Genomic DNA, 16,329 nt, shown 5'->3' on the forward strand with positions numbered 1-16,329 from the left:
TATTGACTGTCAGGTTGCTCTAGGCATATCTGCAGCGTTTTCAAACGGTGTATCCCAATGTGTGCTGAGAGCTCTCGGCGAAAAAGACCAAGGTTGCAAGCAAAACGAATGAGCCGAATACAATCATGTTCTTCACCGCGCTAGGAACACTGAAGCGCTCCACTAGAACTGCGATCTGGAGCGGCAACACGAGTAGCAGCAGCGGAATGTAGCGCTCCGAAAAATCCGCAGTATTGATGCCGAACAACACCAGTGAGATGAAAAGTAGCGTGTACTTGTGAAGTCGCTTGTCTTCTTGCTTGCTGGCGCGGGAAATGATGAGAAATGCAATGGATGATACGGAGCATATCCAGAAATTCGCGGTCTTCCAGACTGCGCCCACGTGCGACTGATGATCCAATGAGAAATACAAATTGAACTTCTCCGATATGCCCGGGATGTTCAGTGCGCTGACCAGGTCGCCAATAACCGTCGATGAAAGCGCGGAAAATGCAAGTGCCATCGGTGGAAGGGCGAAATAGATTCCATCGCGATCAAAAACCCGCAGGAGCAGGAGCGGCGCCGCCACAAATACAATGGAGGACCAGTGCAGCCCGACTGATACCGCGATCAGAACTGCGGCCCGAAGGAATCGACGTTCCAATGCAAGGTAGAATCCAATCGCGCCAATTGGCGCGGCTAGTGCCTGCCTCATGATGTTTCCGGAATACACCAGGAAGAAGGTGAGGAACACAAGAGCAAAGATCTCCGGGGCCAGTTTCAGTGGTCTCGCGGCTCTCTTGTAGTACAGGGCGGTGAAGGCGAAAACGAGCAAGTAGTTGGCAATCAGCCAGCCCCTGGAGGATAGAAACAACTTGAGCAGACTCTGCAGCGGCCACCAGAGGAACTCAGTGTTTCCAAAGAAACGCGCTCCCACGGCTACGGAGTTCACTATCCCATTTAGCTGGTTATAGGTGCGGACGTACCGTGCAGTGTCGTTTCCAGCATCCAGAGGCCGGAGGGCGACCAGATAGAAGCCGTAGGCAAAAATCGGAAGGACCAACAGAACAAGCTTGAGCAGATGACTGCTAGATCGATTGGTGGCTGCGTAGGCAGGTCGGTCTCCAGCGGAGATGCACATGAGCATCGTTCCGAACAGTATCGGGAGCGACAGAAGAAGAAGCGTCTCAATGCCCATTGTCAGTAAATTATTTGTGTTGTTAAAGAGGACGTGGTGCCGTATGCCGCAGCAAGTCGCTTGGAGAATTGCTGGAGCGAGAAGCGGGTGCCAGCTTCCTGGGTGCCCGCTTCGATCATCGCTGCGGGATCCAGCCGCCCCGTCGACAAACATGCCAGAAGCTCAACAGCTTCTTCGGCGGTGTTGAACAACAAGCCCGTGCGACCATGCTCAACTGCATCAACGTTCCCTGCGCAACGCGTTGCCATTACGAGCATGCCGCTTGCCATGGCTTCAATGACCGAAACGGGGAGGCCCTCCCATCTTGCAGTCGAAATGTACACGCTGCTGCGCGAAAGTAGATCATGGACGTCCTTCTTTTCCAGCCATCCCGTCACTTCAACGCCGGAATGAATGAGAACAGACGCCGTCTCGGGATCGCCGTCACCCGCCCAGACGAATCGAATGTTCAATCCAGCACTGAAGCATCCTCGCGCGATCTCGGCCAACAGTGCCGGATCCTTCTGCGGTCTGATGCCGCCCACTGAAACCACTGTCAGGGGCTCGGATGCTGCAAGGTTCATTCCCAAGCCGGGTGAGGCTGCGCAGTCGGCGAAATCAACCGCGTTCTCAAGCAAAACTGCCTCGACACCAACCCACTTCCTGATTGCTACCCGTTCACTGTTTGAACAGGCCAAGTACGTACAGGACTTTATGCTGGCAACGCGCTCAAGCAGTGCGAATACATACTTCTTGTACCTGATGTCCTCTCGCATTACCGAGATGCAGTGAGGGCTGTAGAACAGGCGGGTAGGGCCGGCTAGTCCGATGCTGGCGATCCGGCCGATGAATCCGGCAAAAGAGGAATGTAGGTGAACGATGTCCGGGTTCGTCTTTCGGAGCAGGCGTCGCACATGGACGAAGGCCGCCATGATCGACTTGCCGGCCATCTCCACGCGGTGAAGCTGAATGCTCGAGTGGAAGAGGGTGCCGAGGTTGTCAGGTGTCTCCGCACGTGGTGAATAGATGACATGAACCGTATGGCCTTGGCTGGCAAGCAGGTTTGCGCACACGCAAACCATGGACAGCGTGCCGGTCGCTGTCGCTTCAACTATGTGAATAATCGTCTTCATCAGTTGGTATCGACTCGCCGTCCCGTCAAGCTGTGTGAGCCGCGACGTTGAAATCCCGATGCGAGGCGGTCGGTGGCGGCCACGCCCTTCAAGCCAAGGTCAATCACGGGATTGGATCCTTCGTCTGCCCAAGGATGAATCGATTCCGGAAGGCGATCACAAGCTTGCGGGGAAGCGCACCAGCGATGATTGGCTTGATGACGAATAGATACTCATGCAGGCCCGCTCCCAGCTTTGGATAGTAAAATGCGCGCGCCTTGATCTCACCGCGACGGTGCTTGAGCGTTCGTTTCTTGTAGTCGGCTGGATTTACGCGGTAGTTAAGCAGCACTTCGTTCATGACAAAAATGCGCCTACCTGCGAGCACAAGCTTGCACCAAAGCGCCAGGTCCTCCGCCCGGTGAAATTCGTCGTAAAGTCCCGAGTCAATGATGTCCTTGCGGCGGAAGATCACGGAAGGATGTATGGGGGCATCCCCGCGCATGATGTTTCTGGCGATCTTCTCGCCAGGGCGCCCGAGAATTCGACCAGTCCCGTGTGTGTCCGAGAACTCGACTGCAAGCGATCCGACGACTGTGAATTGCGGATTTGCGACGGCGAACGCATGGATCTTCTCAATTCGATTCGGGGTAGCGACATCATCCGTGTCCATCCTCACGATGTACTCCCCGCGGGCACTCTGGATGCCTCTGTTCAGGGAGTAGACAAGGCCCCGGTTGCCCACGCTATCCAAGATGCGGATTCGAGGGTCGCTGAAGCGCGCTGAGATACCAGCAAGATCGGTGCTACCACCATCATCTACGATGATGATCTCAATATCGCGGAAGGTCTGATTGACCAGACTCTCAATCGACTCTTCCAGATAGAGGGGGTCGGTATTGAATTCGGCCATTACCACCGAGACTGCCGGGTTCTGCATCGTTACTCCGAGTGTTGCGTCATCATCTGGGGTGGCCAGGAAGTTGACCTGCCAACTTCAGGCCTGGGGTTTCTTTCTCAGAGGCCCTGCGTAGCGGTTATTTTTTTATGTCGCCACGTGTCCCGGGTTCATGTAAGAACTGACGAAGTCAACTCTTGTGAACTTATGCCCAGAGACCCGCTGATGCTCTGGGGGCAGCCTCATGTAGTCGCCGTAGATGGCGACAAGGTAAGCTGCAGCGGAGGCGGGTGCCTGAATATGCATATTGCAGAACTCGACGGTGCTTCCTGTTGTGAACATTTTAGAGCAGACAATCTCACGCTTACCCCAGCGCCCGAGCAGGTTCCCTGCCGCTGTCGAGTTCTGTGGTGAGCGTCTACGGAGAAGCCATTCCAGTGTCGAATGCAGCATTCGCTCAGGCACGATGGAAAGGCCTAATGACAACAGTCGCTTGGCGTTGGTCTTCATGGGATGCGACGGGTCTGGACTGTAACGTCGCGCCTTTATGAACGCCATCGCGTTGATGATTTTCACGGATGTAAAGTGCGCCCGCTGCAATGTTGAGCTTTCATAAGTGCCGTCAATCGGAAAGACGTCTATCCAAAGTCCGCGTGTGAAGGGCTCAATGTAGTCCTCCGTCACTATGCTGTTGGTGTCGTAGACCTTTGCATAGGGATAGATATACTGTCTGTCGAGCTCTCGCGACTCGACGCGATAGGGGGTGGGCATCTCTGCGGCGAGGGTGATGAATCGGTCATAGTGTTCGCGGGGAATACCGACATCTATGTCGTCATCCCAGGGAATGAATCCCCCGTGACGAACAGCACCCAGCAGCGTGCCACCCAAGGAAAAGTAGGGAATTTTGTTGTCGCTGCAGAACCGATCAAAGCACTTGAAGATAGCGAGGATTCTGTCCTGTGTCGCTTGAATGCTGATGTCTGTACCTGTATTCATCGGGTTTTCTTGATATCGAAGATCTGCCCGGTATGCTCGGATAGCAGCACCAGGAGCGACTTCTCCGCGACATCCCGCGCCGTCAGCAGTGAATCTGCAGGTTCCAGTCCAAAAGCCCTTGTACGCATGGGAGTAGCCGTGCGTTCTGGATTAATGCAGTTCACTTGTACACCCTGCGAATGCCACTCGTCTGCGAGGGCTTGGGTCAAGTTCACGATTGCTGCCTTCGACGAACTGTAGAGGCTGTACATCGCGCGCCCATACGTGTATGAACTTGACGTAAAGTTGAGTAGCTGCCCCTTTGATGCGCGAAGGTGATCGAATGCTACGAGGGCCACGTTGACCGCGCCAATGTAGTTGACGTGGATGGCGCTACTGATGTCTTCAGGGCGCATGTCGATCAGCGGCTGGCGGTGCAGAACGCCAGCCGAGTTGACGACGAAGTCGATATGGCCGTACTTGGCATGGGTGTCATCCAGAACGCGGCGAATACTGTCGACGCTCGTAATGTCTGCGCCGTTGCTCTTGCCGGCGATAACCGCGATTGCCTGGTATGCCTCAGCTACTTGCGCCATTTTAGCGCCAATTCCGCTGGTGCCTCCAAAGATGACCAGCACCTTCCCCTTAAGTTCGGACAAGGCGAAATGAATCTTCTCTTTGGATTCAACAAGCGTGGAGCGCAGTTGGCAGAGCTTGTCCAGAACGTGCAGGTCTTCCTCGTAGGTGAGCTTCATGTTGCTTGTGTCGCCGTCTACAAGGTAGATCTTCTCCTCGGGGAGATACTTGAGAACAACGCCGCAATCATCTGTCGTTACGAATCCAGGATCCCGCAATGCGATGTTGTAAGCGCGCTCAATTGTCTCGTGGGAGAACGCCTGCGGGGTTTGCCCGTTGCGCAACAGCGAACGATTGGGGATGCTCGAAATCGTGTTGGTGACGGGGTCGGCCATGATGATTGTGTCGGTAGTGCGAATCACAACATCCACGGCGTTGTAGCGCTCCAGTGCATGGATCACGTCGTCAATGATCTTCTGGCTTAGCAGCGGACGAACGGCATCGTGGAATATAAGCTGCACGTTGAAATCCGCGCAGTAGTGTTTCGTAGCATTGATCGCAGCAATCGACGAGTCGTAGCGCTCCGCTCCGCCGCTTATCACGGACTTGACCTTGCTGAGGCGACTGGTCATCACCGTCTGCTCGATATCGGCAATGCAGTCCGAATTTGCAACTATAAGGATTTCATCGATTGCTGCATTGGTCTGGAATGCCCTGGCGACGTGCTCCAGGACCGGCCTGCCGGCCAGCTTCATCATTTGCTTGGGTTTGCTGAACCCACTTCGGGTTCCGCGGCCACCGGCAAGGATGACTGCTACGTTCTTAACCTGCTTCATTCTGGATTCGCTGAGAATTGGTGGATTTGAAATACGGCGCTGCGCATCTGATGCGCCACACAAGTGCGCTGATTTCGGCAATCAGTACGGCCGATACCACGGCCAATGCCGACGTCCAGCCCAGTGCAAGCAATGCCCCAAGGGCGAGGAGTTGTACAAGGCCAGCGAAAAGCACACTTCGGTTTGCTGCTGTCGGGTTACCCATTGCACCAAGGAATGGGTAGCCGAGAAGAATGGATGGGACCGCTGCAGCCAGCGCCAGCATGAAGACCAGAAACACAGAGTAACTCTGCTCATAGTCATGACCGAAGATGAAGCCGATCAGCCATTGCCCGGCCATTAACCCGATGAGAATTCCTACGATTGCCAGGGCAATCGCGAGTTTGAAAAGCTTCTTGAACAGGGCCACGTCTCGATAGCGTGCCATATGCGGATAAAGAGCTTGGGTTACGGGTGCATAAACGGCCAGTGCGCCGCGATAGAACTGCTCTGCAACCGAGTACAGCGCTACTTGGCTAGGCGTGGAGAAGGTTCCCAGAAACAGGATTGCACCCGCGCCGTATGTCACGACCGCCAGTCGCGACCAGAAGTAGCCGGTGGAGGCGCGCAGTACGCCAAGTGTGTAGCCAAGGCCGGGCCAAGCAGGCCAATAGCCAGTGCGTCGGACGAAGGCAAGGGCGATGATCCCAGAAGCAATATGAGTCACGCCATTGAACAGGGCTGCGCGTTCAAGATCGCCGGGTCCACTCACGAACAGGATGGTCAGGGCGACGAATGACAACCGCGAGATCAGAACATAGATGGTGATCAGACCCATGCGCTCGATCCCCTGGAACAGCCATACCGGTTGGACAGCAAGGCCAATCACTGACAGCGCGAGGAGCCAAAAATAGTCGCGATGCGCTGCGTAACTGTCTTGTAGGAAGGGGTAGGCGAGCAAGACGCCTGTAGCGAGCAGGCATATTGCCGCCTTGCTCGCATAGACGGCACCCGCGATGCGGCGCACACGGGCGCGGTGCTTGCCGGCACGCGCTATCTGGTAGACCGCAGATAGGCCAAACCCATAATCCGTGAAGATGCTGGCCACCTGGATGAATGCGACGCCGAAAGCGAATAGTCCGTAGCCTTCTTTTCCCAGGACGCGAGTCAGGTAGGGCGCAAGAATCAAGGGAAGAAGCGCGTTGGCGGCTTGTATGAGCAAAAGCGCGCCCGCATTTCCCGATATCTTCTTTAGGGCTATTCCTTTCATTCTCAATTCACAACCAAGCTGCTGATCATTTCCAAGCTGGTGATGGCGGGGCGGCCGACTCCCCTGGAGCGCTCGGTAAACCTGCCGATGGAGGGCATTCTTCGAGGTGTCTTGATGGCTGGGGTTGGCAATCCCGGCGCTGCTAATACGCGTGTTTGTGTACAAAACCCTTGAATAGTGTCAGGAAAACGATCTTCAGGTCGAACAGAATGGACCAGTTCTCGATGTAAAAGAGGTCGCACTCAATGCGCTTGTGAAGATCGGTAGATCCACGCCAGCCGTTGATCTGAGCCCAGCCTGTTATGCCGGCTTTCACCATGTGCTTCTTCATGTACGCCGGAATTTCATTCTTGAACTTGTGAACAAACACAGGTCGCTCGGGTCGTGGTCCCACGATGGACATGTCGCCCTTCAGCACGTTGATGAACTGGGGAAGCTCATCCAGGCTCGTCTTGCGCAGGAATGCGCCTGTACGGGTCGCACGACTCTCGCCTGCCTTGGCCCAGACCGCCCCGGAGTTCGTTTCCGCATCGGTGGGCATGGAGCGGAACTTGAGCATCCAGAAGGTCTTGTTGTTCCAGCTCATTCGCTCCTGCCTGTAGAAAACCGGGCCGGGAGAACTCAGCTTTACGGCAATGGCAATCACGAGCATCAGCGGGAGAATTGCGAGCAGAATCATCGCTGCCAAAACGCGATCTTCTATGGCCTTGAGTATTCTGGCGCCGCCCTGGAGAGGGGTCTGCTGAAGGTTGATTACAGGCAGTCCCGAGATCTGCTCCACGGAGTGATTGAGGAGATGCATGCCAAACATGTCCGGAACGAACTTGATGTCTGCCGTAGAGTGCTGCAACTGGTCGAGAGCTGCTGAGATGTGTGCCTCGTCCCGCATGGGCAGGGCAATCCAGACCTGGTCGATGCTATTGCCTTCTACGTAGGCGCCCAGCTTGGAAAGGGCTCCGAGGTGGGAGCTGTCATCCATCTTGCCGCGATCGGCTGGCGTAGAGAACCAGCCACGTACTTGGATTCCTACCCATGGGTCCTTTCGAAAGGTATCGGCAATTCGCTTTGAATCCGAGTTAGCGCCCACGATGACCGCACTTCGAACATCCATGCCGCGAGCTCTTGCCCAGGCGGCGGCAGCGCGAATCACGACACGAAGCGCGATTACTCCGCCAAGGCTGAGCCCGAACCAAAGGGAAAGCCACAGCCTAGAGATCTCATCGGTAACCTGAACAGCGGTGGCGTACGCCAGCAAACTACCGAAAATGATCAGCCATTTCAGCGTCAACTGTGCGCCTTCAGCCAAGAGGCCTCGACCGCGCCAACTGGCATAGAGGGATGAGGTACCCAATACTAAAAGGGCAAAAAGGACCGTGATGGAGACCAGTCGAGCATAGTTGATCGGCAGGGCTAGCTCGCCAAACCGAAGGTCGTAGGCCAGTAGCGCTCCTCCCACCACGATGAGGGGGTCGCCAGCCTTCAGTGCGAGGCCCAGGATTGCGGTCAGCTTGCTGGTAGCGCTCCAGATGCTGGATCGGTGCCGGGCGGGCAGATACGCCATTTTTCCACTTCCATGTGTGAGTCCGGCATGCGCACGGCCATTGAGAGACTGGCTTTAAGCCGAGATGGGGTGCTCGCCGCCAGTTCTATGACTGGACATTGCAGTTCGCCTTCCAATGGTAACAGAGTGTTCACTTGGCGTGCATCTGGGGGCTACATTGCCGTAACATATGGCGCCACAATGGGTTCATTGCAGCTTAGTAGCGGTGATGCGCAGCCCAGCATCCGCTGGACGGTCGAAGGAGATGGGGCGCTGGCCGCTGGTGCCTGTGGAGGCGTGTCTTGTTGATGTAGACTGCGCCGCGCAGTAAACGCGCCTTCAGGGATTCAGGACGCTCGCTGTTGCTTGAAATGAATGGATACCCGGGGACTACGTGTTTAAGAGAGTTTTGTTTGTCTGCATTGGCAACATCTGCCGCAGCCCCACCGCTGAAGTGCTGATGCGTCATCAGCTGCGGGAACGCCATGGGCTTGAAATTTCCTCGGCAGGTCTTCAGGCCATGGTTGGAAAGCCGATAGATCAGACGGCGGCCGACCTGTTGCGTGAGCATGGGTTGGACCCCAATGGCCATCAGGCGCGCCAAGCTACTCCATCCGTTCTTACGGCTGCTGACCTGATCTTGGTCATGGAGCAGGCGCACATCGCCAAAATTATCCGCGATGTGCCGCAGGTGAGCGGCAAGACGTTCCTGTTAGGGCATTGGGATGGCAAGGCCGAGGTCGCTGACCCTTACAGACAGCAGCGGATTGCCTTCGAGCATGTGTTTGGCGTGATCGAGCAGGGCGTTTCCCGTTGGGCCCCACACATCAAGTAACTACCGCGCAGGTGCGGTGTTTTCAACAGAAATGGAAGCCATGAGCAAGGAAACCAGTGTGCGGCCCGCCCGCGAAAACGACGAAATCGACCTGCGCGACCTGTTGGGAGTCTTGATTGATCGGAAGTGGTGGATTCTGGGCACCACCGTTCTGTTCACTCTCATTGGCGCTGCGTATGCACTGTTGACCTCGCCGGTATACCGCGCTCAGGCGATGGTGCAGGTGGAATCTAAGATGCCCGCAATGCCAGGTCTTGCAGATTTGACAAGTCTGGCCGGTGGCGGAAGCGCTGCAGCCACGACTGAGGTAGCGCTGTTGACCTCGCGCACCGTTGTCGGCACGGCTGTTGACCGGATGCAGCTTGACACGACTGTCGAGCCATATCGCTTTCCGTTGGTTGGCGGATTTCTTGCGCGCCGCTTCGAGGGGCGTTCGCCGGGTGAACTGGCGCCCCCGTTTCTCGGCCTGTCGCGATACAGTTGGGGAGGCGAGACCCTCGTGATACAGCGTCTTGACGTGCCGCCCAAGTTACTTGATCAGCATCTTGTCCTTGTGGTTGCAGGTGCCGATGGTGGGTACCGTTTGATGGATGATGACGGGAACGAGCTTCTGCAAGGCCGAGTGGGCATTTCTTCTTCCAAGGGCGGCCTTACTTTGGAGGTCGCAAAGATCTCAGCCAATGATGGCGCTCGCTTCGAGGTGGTGAAGCTGCGGCGGCTTGATGTCATCGTGGGCCTTCAGGAGGAGATTAATGTCAGTGAGCAGGGAAAGGAGTCCGGCATCCTGAGGATCAGCTATGAGGATAGCGACCCGCTGCGCGCCGAGTCGTTTGTGCAGAATGTCGCAGAGGCATACGTTCGGCAGAATGTGGATCGTGGATCGGCTGAAGCTGCATCCCAGCTTCAGTTCGTGAAGGATCAGCTTCCCACTGTTCGGAAGCAGGTGGAAGAAGCGCAGGTAGCAATGTCTACCTATCAGTCGCGGGCGAACTCCGTTGACATCACGATGCAGACGAAGGGCTTACTTGAGCAAGAAGTGGCCGTTGAGGGCAGTATCCAGCAGCTTCGTCTGAAGCAGGCGGAGATGGATCGGAGCTTTACTCGTGAGCATCCGGCATACCGCGCAATGCTCAAGCAGATTAGTGATCTGCAGGCTCGAAAGGACGGTTTCCGCCGAGAGGTAAGCCAGCTGCCAGATACGCAGCAGGAACTGTTACGGTTGACGCGAGACCTTCAAGTCAGCAACGAGCTGTACACGGCGCTGCTCAATCAGGCGCAGCAGCTGGATGTCGCTCGCGCGGGAACAGTTGGTAACGTCCGGATTGTTGATGCGGCGGTTGCTGACACTAGCAAGCCCGTCAAGCCTCGTAAGGCTCTGACGGTACTGATCTCAATGCTGCTAGGTGTGTTCATTTCCACTGCTGCAGCTTTCCTGCTGCGCATGCTTAATCCAGGTGTTGAAGATCCGGCTGAGATTGAAGAGTTGGGCTTGCCGGTTTATGCGGCCATTCCATTGAGTGTCTCCAGCAACCTGCTGAAGATCCAGAAAGGCAGACGAGGGAAGGGGCGTATCGTTGGCGATGGTCGCCCTCACTTGTTGGCTGCGGCGGAGCCGGCGGATCTGGCCGTAGAGGCGCTCCGCAGCCTGCGCACGAGTCTACATTTCGCGATGATCGAAGCGAAGAACAACATCATTGCCATCTCCGGACCTCGTCCAGGGGTCGGAAAGACGTTCATTTCGGCAAACTTGGGAGCGGTCGTCGCGCAAGCAGGGCAAAAGGTGCTCGTCATCGACGTCGACATGCGCAAGGGGACGTTGCACAAGGTGTTGGGCGTGAGCCATACGGATGGTCTGTCCGATGTTCTGGCTGGAAAAGTGGAGTCAAAAGACGCCATTCATCCGGTACAGGGTCTTGAGATGATGCACTATATGACGCGTGGCGACATCCCGCCAAATCCGTCGGAACTGCTTATGCATCCGCGGTTTGGTCGCCTACTTGAAGAGCTGTCCCGGCAGTACGATCTGGTGATCGTGGATACGCCTCCTATTCTTGCGGTGACAGATGCGGCTATTGTGTCGAGCCATGCGGGCTCGACCCTGATGGTGACGCGCTTTGGCGTTAACCAAGCCAAGGAGATCCTGTTGTCGATGAAGCGGTTTGAACAGAACGGCATACAGGTCAAGGGCGCCATCTTCAACGCGGTTGAAAAGCGCGCGACCGGCTACTACAGCTACGGCTACTACGAGTACGCCTCTAACGAGAAGTGACAGCGATGAGGCGCGGCTCTGGCCGCGCGCTCTGCCTGTGGGATTCCGGGGCAGGGTGCGGATGCAAAAAAGGCCGGAAGCATGCTTCTGGCCTTTTTTGTGCCTGCAGCACGAGGTGGCGTGGGACCGCGAGGTTCAGTCGTCGATCATTTTAAGGTTGTCGAAAAAGAACTCCGGATCCCGCTCCGAAGTCATCTGGTACAGCCCGTAACTGCGTGCGAGACGAGCGCCACCGTCCCGGTAGAGCGGGTTCCAAGCAAAATTTGCGCGCGCGCGTGTGGAGCGCGGAAGCAGGAAGTCGAAGGGGACCGACACATAAATGCCCTTGTCGAAACTACCTTCGCCGAAATCCTTGGATGACACGTCCGTTTTTGTCGCGTAGGCGCCCATGGTGACGCCGTTATTGAACGCGCGTGAGACTGCGAGAGTGGCGCCCCAGTCCTTAGCCAGATATCGTCCTGCGCTCAGCGCAGTCACTACGCGCCGTTCCTCGCCCCACATGTAGTAGAAGCTGGCGTGGCCGGTGGCCACGCTGTAGTCCCGAAAGCTGAAGCGCTGATCGAAATCGCGCTGCTTGATCCAGTTGGCTTCCACGCCCACCGCCCAGCGCTCGTTGAGTGGTCGATACAGCACTTCGCCGCCGGCACCGGCGTACATCGACTCAAGTAGTCCGGCGTAGACCATCCCGTATGTGTCCTGCCCGAGCTTGTGGGTGCTGGTCAGCTGCAGGTTGGGTAGCGTCAGATCCTCTGCCGTCATGTACCGGCGGATGTTGGTGCGCACCCGCGGCAAGCGACTGGGGGCGTCGTAGCGGAACTTGTCGTAGTTGTTATATGCGTTGTAGCTGACGGTGCCGCTGAGCCACAGGTTGCGGGCCAGATAAGCGCTGGCGCTATACGTGCCAGCTACCTGGAACAGCACGAAGCCGTCTGGACCGCCGAGCGATTGCTGGTAGCCGATGTTGAATCCGCCGTCGAAACGGCGCAGCGGTGCTTGGTAAAGCGTTTCCCTGCGCTGCGTCGCGGGTGGCGCCATTTCGATGTGCCCGGCGAGGGTGCTCAGATCGCTCCGGTGCTCGACGTAGTCGACGAAGGTCTTTCGCTCGATGCTGGTCTCGACAATCGGAACACCCAAGCGGGTGTTCTGCACGGTGAACCAATCGACGTCAGTGGGGAGCTTGCCGTCCAGAATCCGGGCGGTGCGGCCAATTCCCTGTGCTGGGTAGTAGAAGCGTCGCTGTTCGCCGGAAACAATTACTTCCGCGCCGCGTTGGCTGATGCTCTGCACGCGCAAACCTGCGTTCTGCTCCAGTTGGCGAGCCAAGGCGGCCCAGTCGAGCGGCTCGGCTATGTGCTCGGCACCGTCGGTGCGCTCAGTTCCAGATGGGGAGGTGCGCTGATCCAAAGGGACGGGCAACGGGTCCAGCAACTTCGGCATGGAACTGGCCTGAGCGAGGTTCGTACGCAACGTGACGCCGAACATCGCCAGGTCGCCGCGTTCCCAGCCCAGGTGCAGATGCACATTCTTGTTCACCGCATACGATGCGCCGAAGTTGAAGGGGCTGTTCTGGCGCTGCTTGTTGTTCTGCGGCTCGCGCTTGTAGTCGTTGCCGTCGTACTCCAGCTTCAGCTGTAACGGCTCCCATGGCGTCTGGTATGCAACGCCGCCGAATACGCCGACTGGGCCTCGGAACATTCCGTCACTGTTCAATGACCCGGTGCCCTGGGCGCGCGGGCGGGTCTCGAAGCGATCGTCGATGGCAGTCAGTGGATTCTTGAAGTCGCCTCGGTTGCCGATGTAGCCGGTAGCCAAGCCCAGGCTCGCGTCAAAGGCGCCCATCCGTTTGCTGGCGACCAGGTATTCACTGGAGAACAACCCGGTGCCGCCCAGATCACGGAAGCCCGCGGCTACTTCGGGAACCCATCGGCTTTCCTCAAGCAGGCGGATCTTCAAGTCGATCGACTTGTCCTTGTAGTTCTGGCCACCGCTCAGCCATTCTGGGCCATAGCGGCGGTTGGCCACCGAGACATAGCGGAATGCACCCTCCAGCCAGGGCAGAGGCTGCAACACCACGTTGTAGCGGCTGTAAGGCGAAGTGTGGCTGGCGGTGAAGGCGAGTTCGCCCTCTTCCGCCATGCGCGCCGTTGGCGTTTGCAGCAGGCCGATGCCGCCCCAATCACTGGCAGTGGGAGCCGGTGCGCTCTGGGCGTACAGGGCGGAGCTGATGCTCAAGCTGAGGAGGGCAAGGCCCAAGCGAGCAGTCGGTGTGCTGGCAAAGCGGATCACTTCGGCGCTCCGGGCGCGTCCAGCACCTGGGTGGCGAGGAAGCGCGCAGCCTCCTCGTTGAAAGCGGGATTCACGTCGCGAAGGAGGTGAGCGTTGAGCGGCACAAAGACGATGGCGCCTGGGGCGAGCGTCGATTCGGCGCTGCGGTTCCAAAGAGCAATGCCAAGTTTCTCGACTTCGCCGTCCGGCTGAATGACAAACAGATCATCCTTGCTGGCAGAAGCAAGGGCTGGGCACTGCTGCGCGTACTCGAGCGGTTGCTGAAGAGGACGATGTTCGATGGAGCAGGTCTGCTCGACAGCACCAATCACGCTGACCGTACCGGGTCGGGTCGGGTAATACAGCTTGTCGCCATCTTCCAAGGGGCGATTGCCCTTGAGGTCCACCTCAAGGGAGCGCGGCGCCAATATCTGGCGAACTCGCCCCGTCACCGGCATGGCCGAAAGTTCTCTCGCAATGCGTATTGCGGCGGCCGCGCCGAGTGGGTCGGTGGCCTCGCGGCTTTCGATCATCTCCAGATCGAACAGAAGCCCCGTCTTCAGTCGGGTCTGAGCGATGAGTTCGCCGTGCCTGAGCAAGGCGGCCCCCAGCATGTAGCTGCGTTCGTCGGGCGCGCTTGCAAGCGCAGCATCGGACAGGAGGGCACCGCTGGCGAGCGTGAGTGTGCCGGGATTACGGACACTGCCACTCACCTCGACAGTGACTGGCGGCGCGGCGTGCAGGGAGGCAGAGGCAGCCACGCCAAAGGCGACGGTGGCCAGGCGCAAGATGATCAACGCTTCAGATCCAGGGAATAAGGTTTGAGCTGGATGATCTCCAAGCTGGCATCGGGCGCAACGGCTTGCACACTTTTCCAGATGAATCCGTTTGCAGGGTCGACCCAGTAATGGTTGTCGCGTTTCCAGCCTTGGCCTCTCAGCCGCTCGCGAACATGCAGCAACGCACGCGTTGTGCCGAGAATCTCGATGTTCTCAGTGCCGAGGCGTTCCAGTCTTCCGCTCACGGCCATGCCAAAGCGATAGCCGGGCATGACGTCGTACCGACGCTGCGTGGTAACAGGTGCGTCGATCAGGTGGAGGGCGTGGAAGGGATTCTCACCCTCGATGCGCATGTCCTGCAGCTCTGGTGTGCCGCCGTGCGTGCCCACAAGCAGGCCATCGGCGAGGAACACGATGCCGCGATCGTTGCTGTACCAAGCTTGGCGACCGCCATCGATGTTGCCCAGGACCAGCACGGCGCCGCCCCGGGAGGTGGTGACCTTGATCTGCGGATATCGGTTGGCAGCGACATCCGCCGGCGATGGCTGCACGTCCGGCTTGCCCTGCATCGACATCTGCACGGCCTTGACGCTGGTTCGCCCGACTACGCCGCAGCCTGACAGGGCGATCGCCATCAACATGAGCGCGGCCACGCCGCGCATACCCGAGATCCGTTGCGACGCAACGAGAGCGGTCCTGCTCATCATTGGCCCGCCGTCAATTGTCGAGATCGTTGCGGGCGCTTGCGGCGTTGCTGATGATCGAGGTGAACGGCAGCAGCTGATTCACGAAGCGACTCCAGCGGGTCACGCCGGCTGCGCCAACGAAGACCACGTCGCCGGGCAGGAGCTCGAATTGGCTGGCCACAGCAAATGCCGCAGGCGACTTCGCTTCCAGCTGGAACACGCTGGAAGGCGCGCTCTGCAGATCGCTCGATCCCCGGATCACGTACACGGCGTTGCCGTTGGAGGTCGACTGCTGCAGGCCGCGTGCACGACCGAGCGCCTGGCTCAGTGAGATATCGCTGGTCTTGAAGCTCATGGCGCCGGGCTGGTTCACTTCGCCGACAACGAAAATCTCTTTGCGGTCCAGATAGGGCACGTAGAGGTGATCGTTTGCTTTGAGGAACACGTTGGTTGCGCCACCGCCCTGACGGCCGAGGCGGTCGAGGTCGATGGTGTAGGTGACACCTTCGCGGGTGAGTCGGACACCCGAGAGATCGGCCTGCGTCGGATCAAGTCCGGATTGGCTGATGGCATCGCCGAGGGTCAAGGGCGTCACGGTCAAGGGCACGGTGGCGGCCTGGCGGGACGCGCCCGTCACCCACACGCGCTGGCTTGCATAGGTGAGCATGGAGACATCGACCTGCGGCGCCTCGATGTAGCGTGCCAGCTTCGAGGTGATCTCATCGCGGAGCGCGCCTGGCGTTTTGCCGGCGGCGGCAATCTTGCCGATGTAGGGGTAGAACAGCGTGCCGTCGGACTGGACCAGACGACCAGCTGCATTGAGCTGCTGCTGGGGACCCGCTGGTACGGTGAGTTCAGGGTGGTCCCAGACAGTGATGTACAGGATGTCGCCTGCGCCGATCTGATACGGACCGGGCTGATAGGCGGTGAGTGCGTTCGGAAGCGAAGGAACGTCGCGCGAGGCGCGATCCATGGCAATCAGCTTCGGTGTGATATGGATCAGCTCGATGTTGTCGTTGCCGACCGGCTGATCATCACGGGCCAGAGCGCCGGAGCGCATGTGTTGGCCGGGAGCGAACACGCAGCCAGACAGGGTAAGGGCGAACGCCAGAGTGGCGCCAAGACGTTTGCAGTCCATCGATGATTCTTCCTG

Annotated in this window: 13 protein-coding genes; 2 read left to right on the top strand and 11 right to left on the bottom strand. The window is 58.0% G+C overall.

The features are described 5' to 3' along the window. Positions 1-40: 40 nt before the first annotated feature. The 7 genes from ABE464_RS01885 to ABE464_RS01915 all read right to left on the bottom strand — a co-directional run bounded on the left by ABE464_RS01885 (position 41) and on the right by ABE464_RS01915 (position 8,363). Entirely contained in the window at positions 41-1,177 is a 1,137-nt protein-coding gene (locus ABE464_RS01885; protein ID WP_346470489.1) for an EpsG family protein, read from the bottom strand. A gap of 2 nt (positions 1,178-1,179) precedes the next feature. Beyond that, a complete protein-coding gene (locus tag ABE464_RS01890; RefSeq protein WP_346470490.1) occupies positions 1,180-2,289 on the bottom strand; it encodes a glycosyltransferase in 1,110 nt (369 codons plus the stop codon). 103 nt (positions 2,290-2,392) lie between these two features. Continuing rightward, positions 2,393-3,208 carry a glycosyltransferase gene (locus tag ABE464_RS01895; protein WP_346470491.1) on the bottom strand — a complete coding sequence of 272 codons (816 nt, stop codon included), beginning with the start codon at positions 3,206-3,208 and terminating at the stop codon, positions 2,393-2,395. Positions 3,209-3,313: 105 nt separating this feature from the next. Beyond that, positions 3,314-4,162, bottom strand: a complete 849-nt coding sequence (locus tag ABE464_RS01900) for a LicD family protein (protein ID WP_346470492.1) — start codon at positions 4,160-4,162, stop codon at positions 3,314-3,316. Further along, positions 4,159-5,553 carry a bifunctional cytidylyltransferase/SDR family oxidoreductase gene (locus ABE464_RS01905; protein WP_346470493.1) on the bottom strand — a complete coding sequence of 465 codons (1,395 nt, stop codon included), beginning with the start codon at positions 5,551-5,553 and terminating at the stop codon, positions 4,159-4,161. The genes ABE464_RS01900 and ABE464_RS01905 overlap by 4 nt, the downstream gene beginning before the upstream one ends. Further along, positions 5,540-6,802: an oligosaccharide flippase family protein gene (locus ABE464_RS01910; RefSeq protein ID WP_346470494.1), complete on the bottom strand. Its 1,263-nt coding sequence runs from the start codon at positions 6,800-6,802 to the stop codon at positions 5,540-5,542. The genes ABE464_RS01905 and ABE464_RS01910 overlap by 14 nt, the downstream gene beginning before the upstream one ends. Positions 6,803-6,944: 142 nt before the next feature. Beyond that, positions 6,945-8,363 carry an undecaprenyl-phosphate glucose phosphotransferase gene (locus tag ABE464_RS01915; protein ID WP_346470495.1) on the bottom strand — a complete coding sequence of 473 codons (1,419 nt, stop codon included), beginning with the start codon at positions 8,361-8,363 and terminating at the stop codon, positions 6,945-6,947. A 373-nt stretch (positions 8,364-8,736) separates the two neighbouring features. On the opposite strand from ABE464_RS01915, the gene ABE464_RS01920 reads away from it, so the two are divergent. Together ABE464_RS01920 and ABE464_RS01925 are read left to right on the top strand one after the other, a co-directional pair. Then, positions 8,737-9,177: a low molecular weight protein-tyrosine-phosphatase gene (locus ABE464_RS01920; RefSeq protein ID WP_346470496.1), complete on the top strand. Its 441-nt coding sequence runs from the start codon at positions 8,737-8,739 to the stop codon at positions 9,175-9,177. A 40-nt stretch (positions 9,178-9,217) separates the two neighbouring features. Next, entirely contained in the window at positions 9,218-11,446 is a 2,229-nt protein-coding gene (locus ABE464_RS01925) for a polysaccharide biosynthesis tyrosine autokinase (RefSeq protein WP_346470497.1), read from the top strand. Between the two features lie 135 nt (positions 11,447-11,581). Here the strand turns inward: ABE464_RS01925 and ABE464_RS01930 are convergent, their stop codons facing one another. From ABE464_RS01930 to ABE464_RS01945, 4 genes are read right to left on the bottom strand one after another with little or no spacing between them, the layout of a single operon-like run. After that, entirely contained in the window at positions 11,582-13,732 is a 2,151-nt protein-coding gene (locus tag ABE464_RS01930; RefSeq protein ID WP_346470498.1) for a YjbH domain-containing protein, read from the bottom strand. After that, the gene (locus ABE464_RS01935; protein WP_346470499.1) at positions 13,729-14,508 is read right to left on the bottom strand and encodes a capsule biosynthesis GfcC family protein; all 780 of its coding nucleotides are present in this window, start codon (positions 14,506-14,508) and stop codon (positions 13,729-13,731) included. The genes ABE464_RS01930 and ABE464_RS01935 overlap by 4 nt, the downstream gene beginning before the upstream one ends. Continuing rightward, positions 14,505-15,194, bottom strand: coding sequence for a YjbF family lipoprotein (locus ABE464_RS01940; RefSeq protein ID WP_346470500.1), 690 nt, complete (start codon positions 15,192-15,194; stop codon positions 14,505-14,507). Before ABE464_RS01940 ends, ABE464_RS01935 begins: the two co-directional genes overlap by 4 nt. A gap of 13 nt (positions 15,195-15,207) precedes the next feature. Continuing rightward, entirely contained in the window at positions 15,208-16,314 is a 1,107-nt protein-coding gene (locus ABE464_RS01945) for a polysaccharide biosynthesis/export family protein (RefSeq protein ID WP_346470501.1), read from the bottom strand. Positions 16,315-16,329: the final 15 nt, after the last annotated feature.

The sequence above is a fragment of the Stenotrophomonas sp. TWI587 genome, from assembly GCF_039674145.1.
Taxonomy (GTDB): Bacteria; Pseudomonadota; Gammaproteobacteria; order Xanthomonadales; family Xanthomonadaceae; genus Stenotrophomonas; species Stenotrophomonas maltophilia_AY.

Coding starts and splice junctions, on each gene's coding strand:
- ABE464_RS01925 (WP_346470497.1), top strand. CDS start 9,218: ATGAGCAAGGAAACCAGTGTGCGGCCCGCCCGCGAAAACGACGAAATC.
- ABE464_RS01895 (WP_346470491.1), bottom strand. CDS start 3,208: ATGCAGAACCCGGCAGTCTCGGTGGTAATGGCCGAATTCAATACCGAC.
- ABE464_RS01905 (WP_346470493.1), bottom strand. CDS start 5,553: ATGAAGCAGGTTAAGAACGTAGCAGTCATCCTTGCCGGTGGCCGCGGA.
- ABE464_RS01945 (WP_346470501.1), bottom strand. CDS start 16,314: ATGGACTGCAAACGTCTTGGCGCCACTCTGGCGTTCGCCCTTACCCTG.
- ABE464_RS01910 (WP_346470494.1), bottom strand. CDS start 6,802: ATGAAAGGAATAGCCCTAAAGAAGATATCGGGAAATGCGGGCGCGCTT.
- ABE464_RS01915 (WP_346470495.1), bottom strand. CDS start 8,363: ATGGCGTATCTGCCCGCCCGGCACCGATCCAGCATCTGGAGCGCTACC.
- ABE464_RS01890 (WP_346470490.1), bottom strand. CDS start 2,289: ATGAAGACGATTATTCACATAGTTGAAGCGACAGCGACCGGCACGCTG.
- ABE464_RS01900 (WP_346470492.1), bottom strand. CDS start 4,162: ATGAATACAGGTACAGACATCAGCATTCAAGCGACACAGGACAGAATC.
- ABE464_RS01885 (WP_346470489.1), bottom strand. CDS start 1,177: ATGGGCATTGAGACGCTTCTTCTTCTGTCGCTCCCGATACTGTTCGGA.
- ABE464_RS01940 (WP_346470500.1), bottom strand. CDS start 15,194: ATGAGCAGGACCGCTCTCGTTGCGTCGCAACGGATCTCGGGTATGCGC.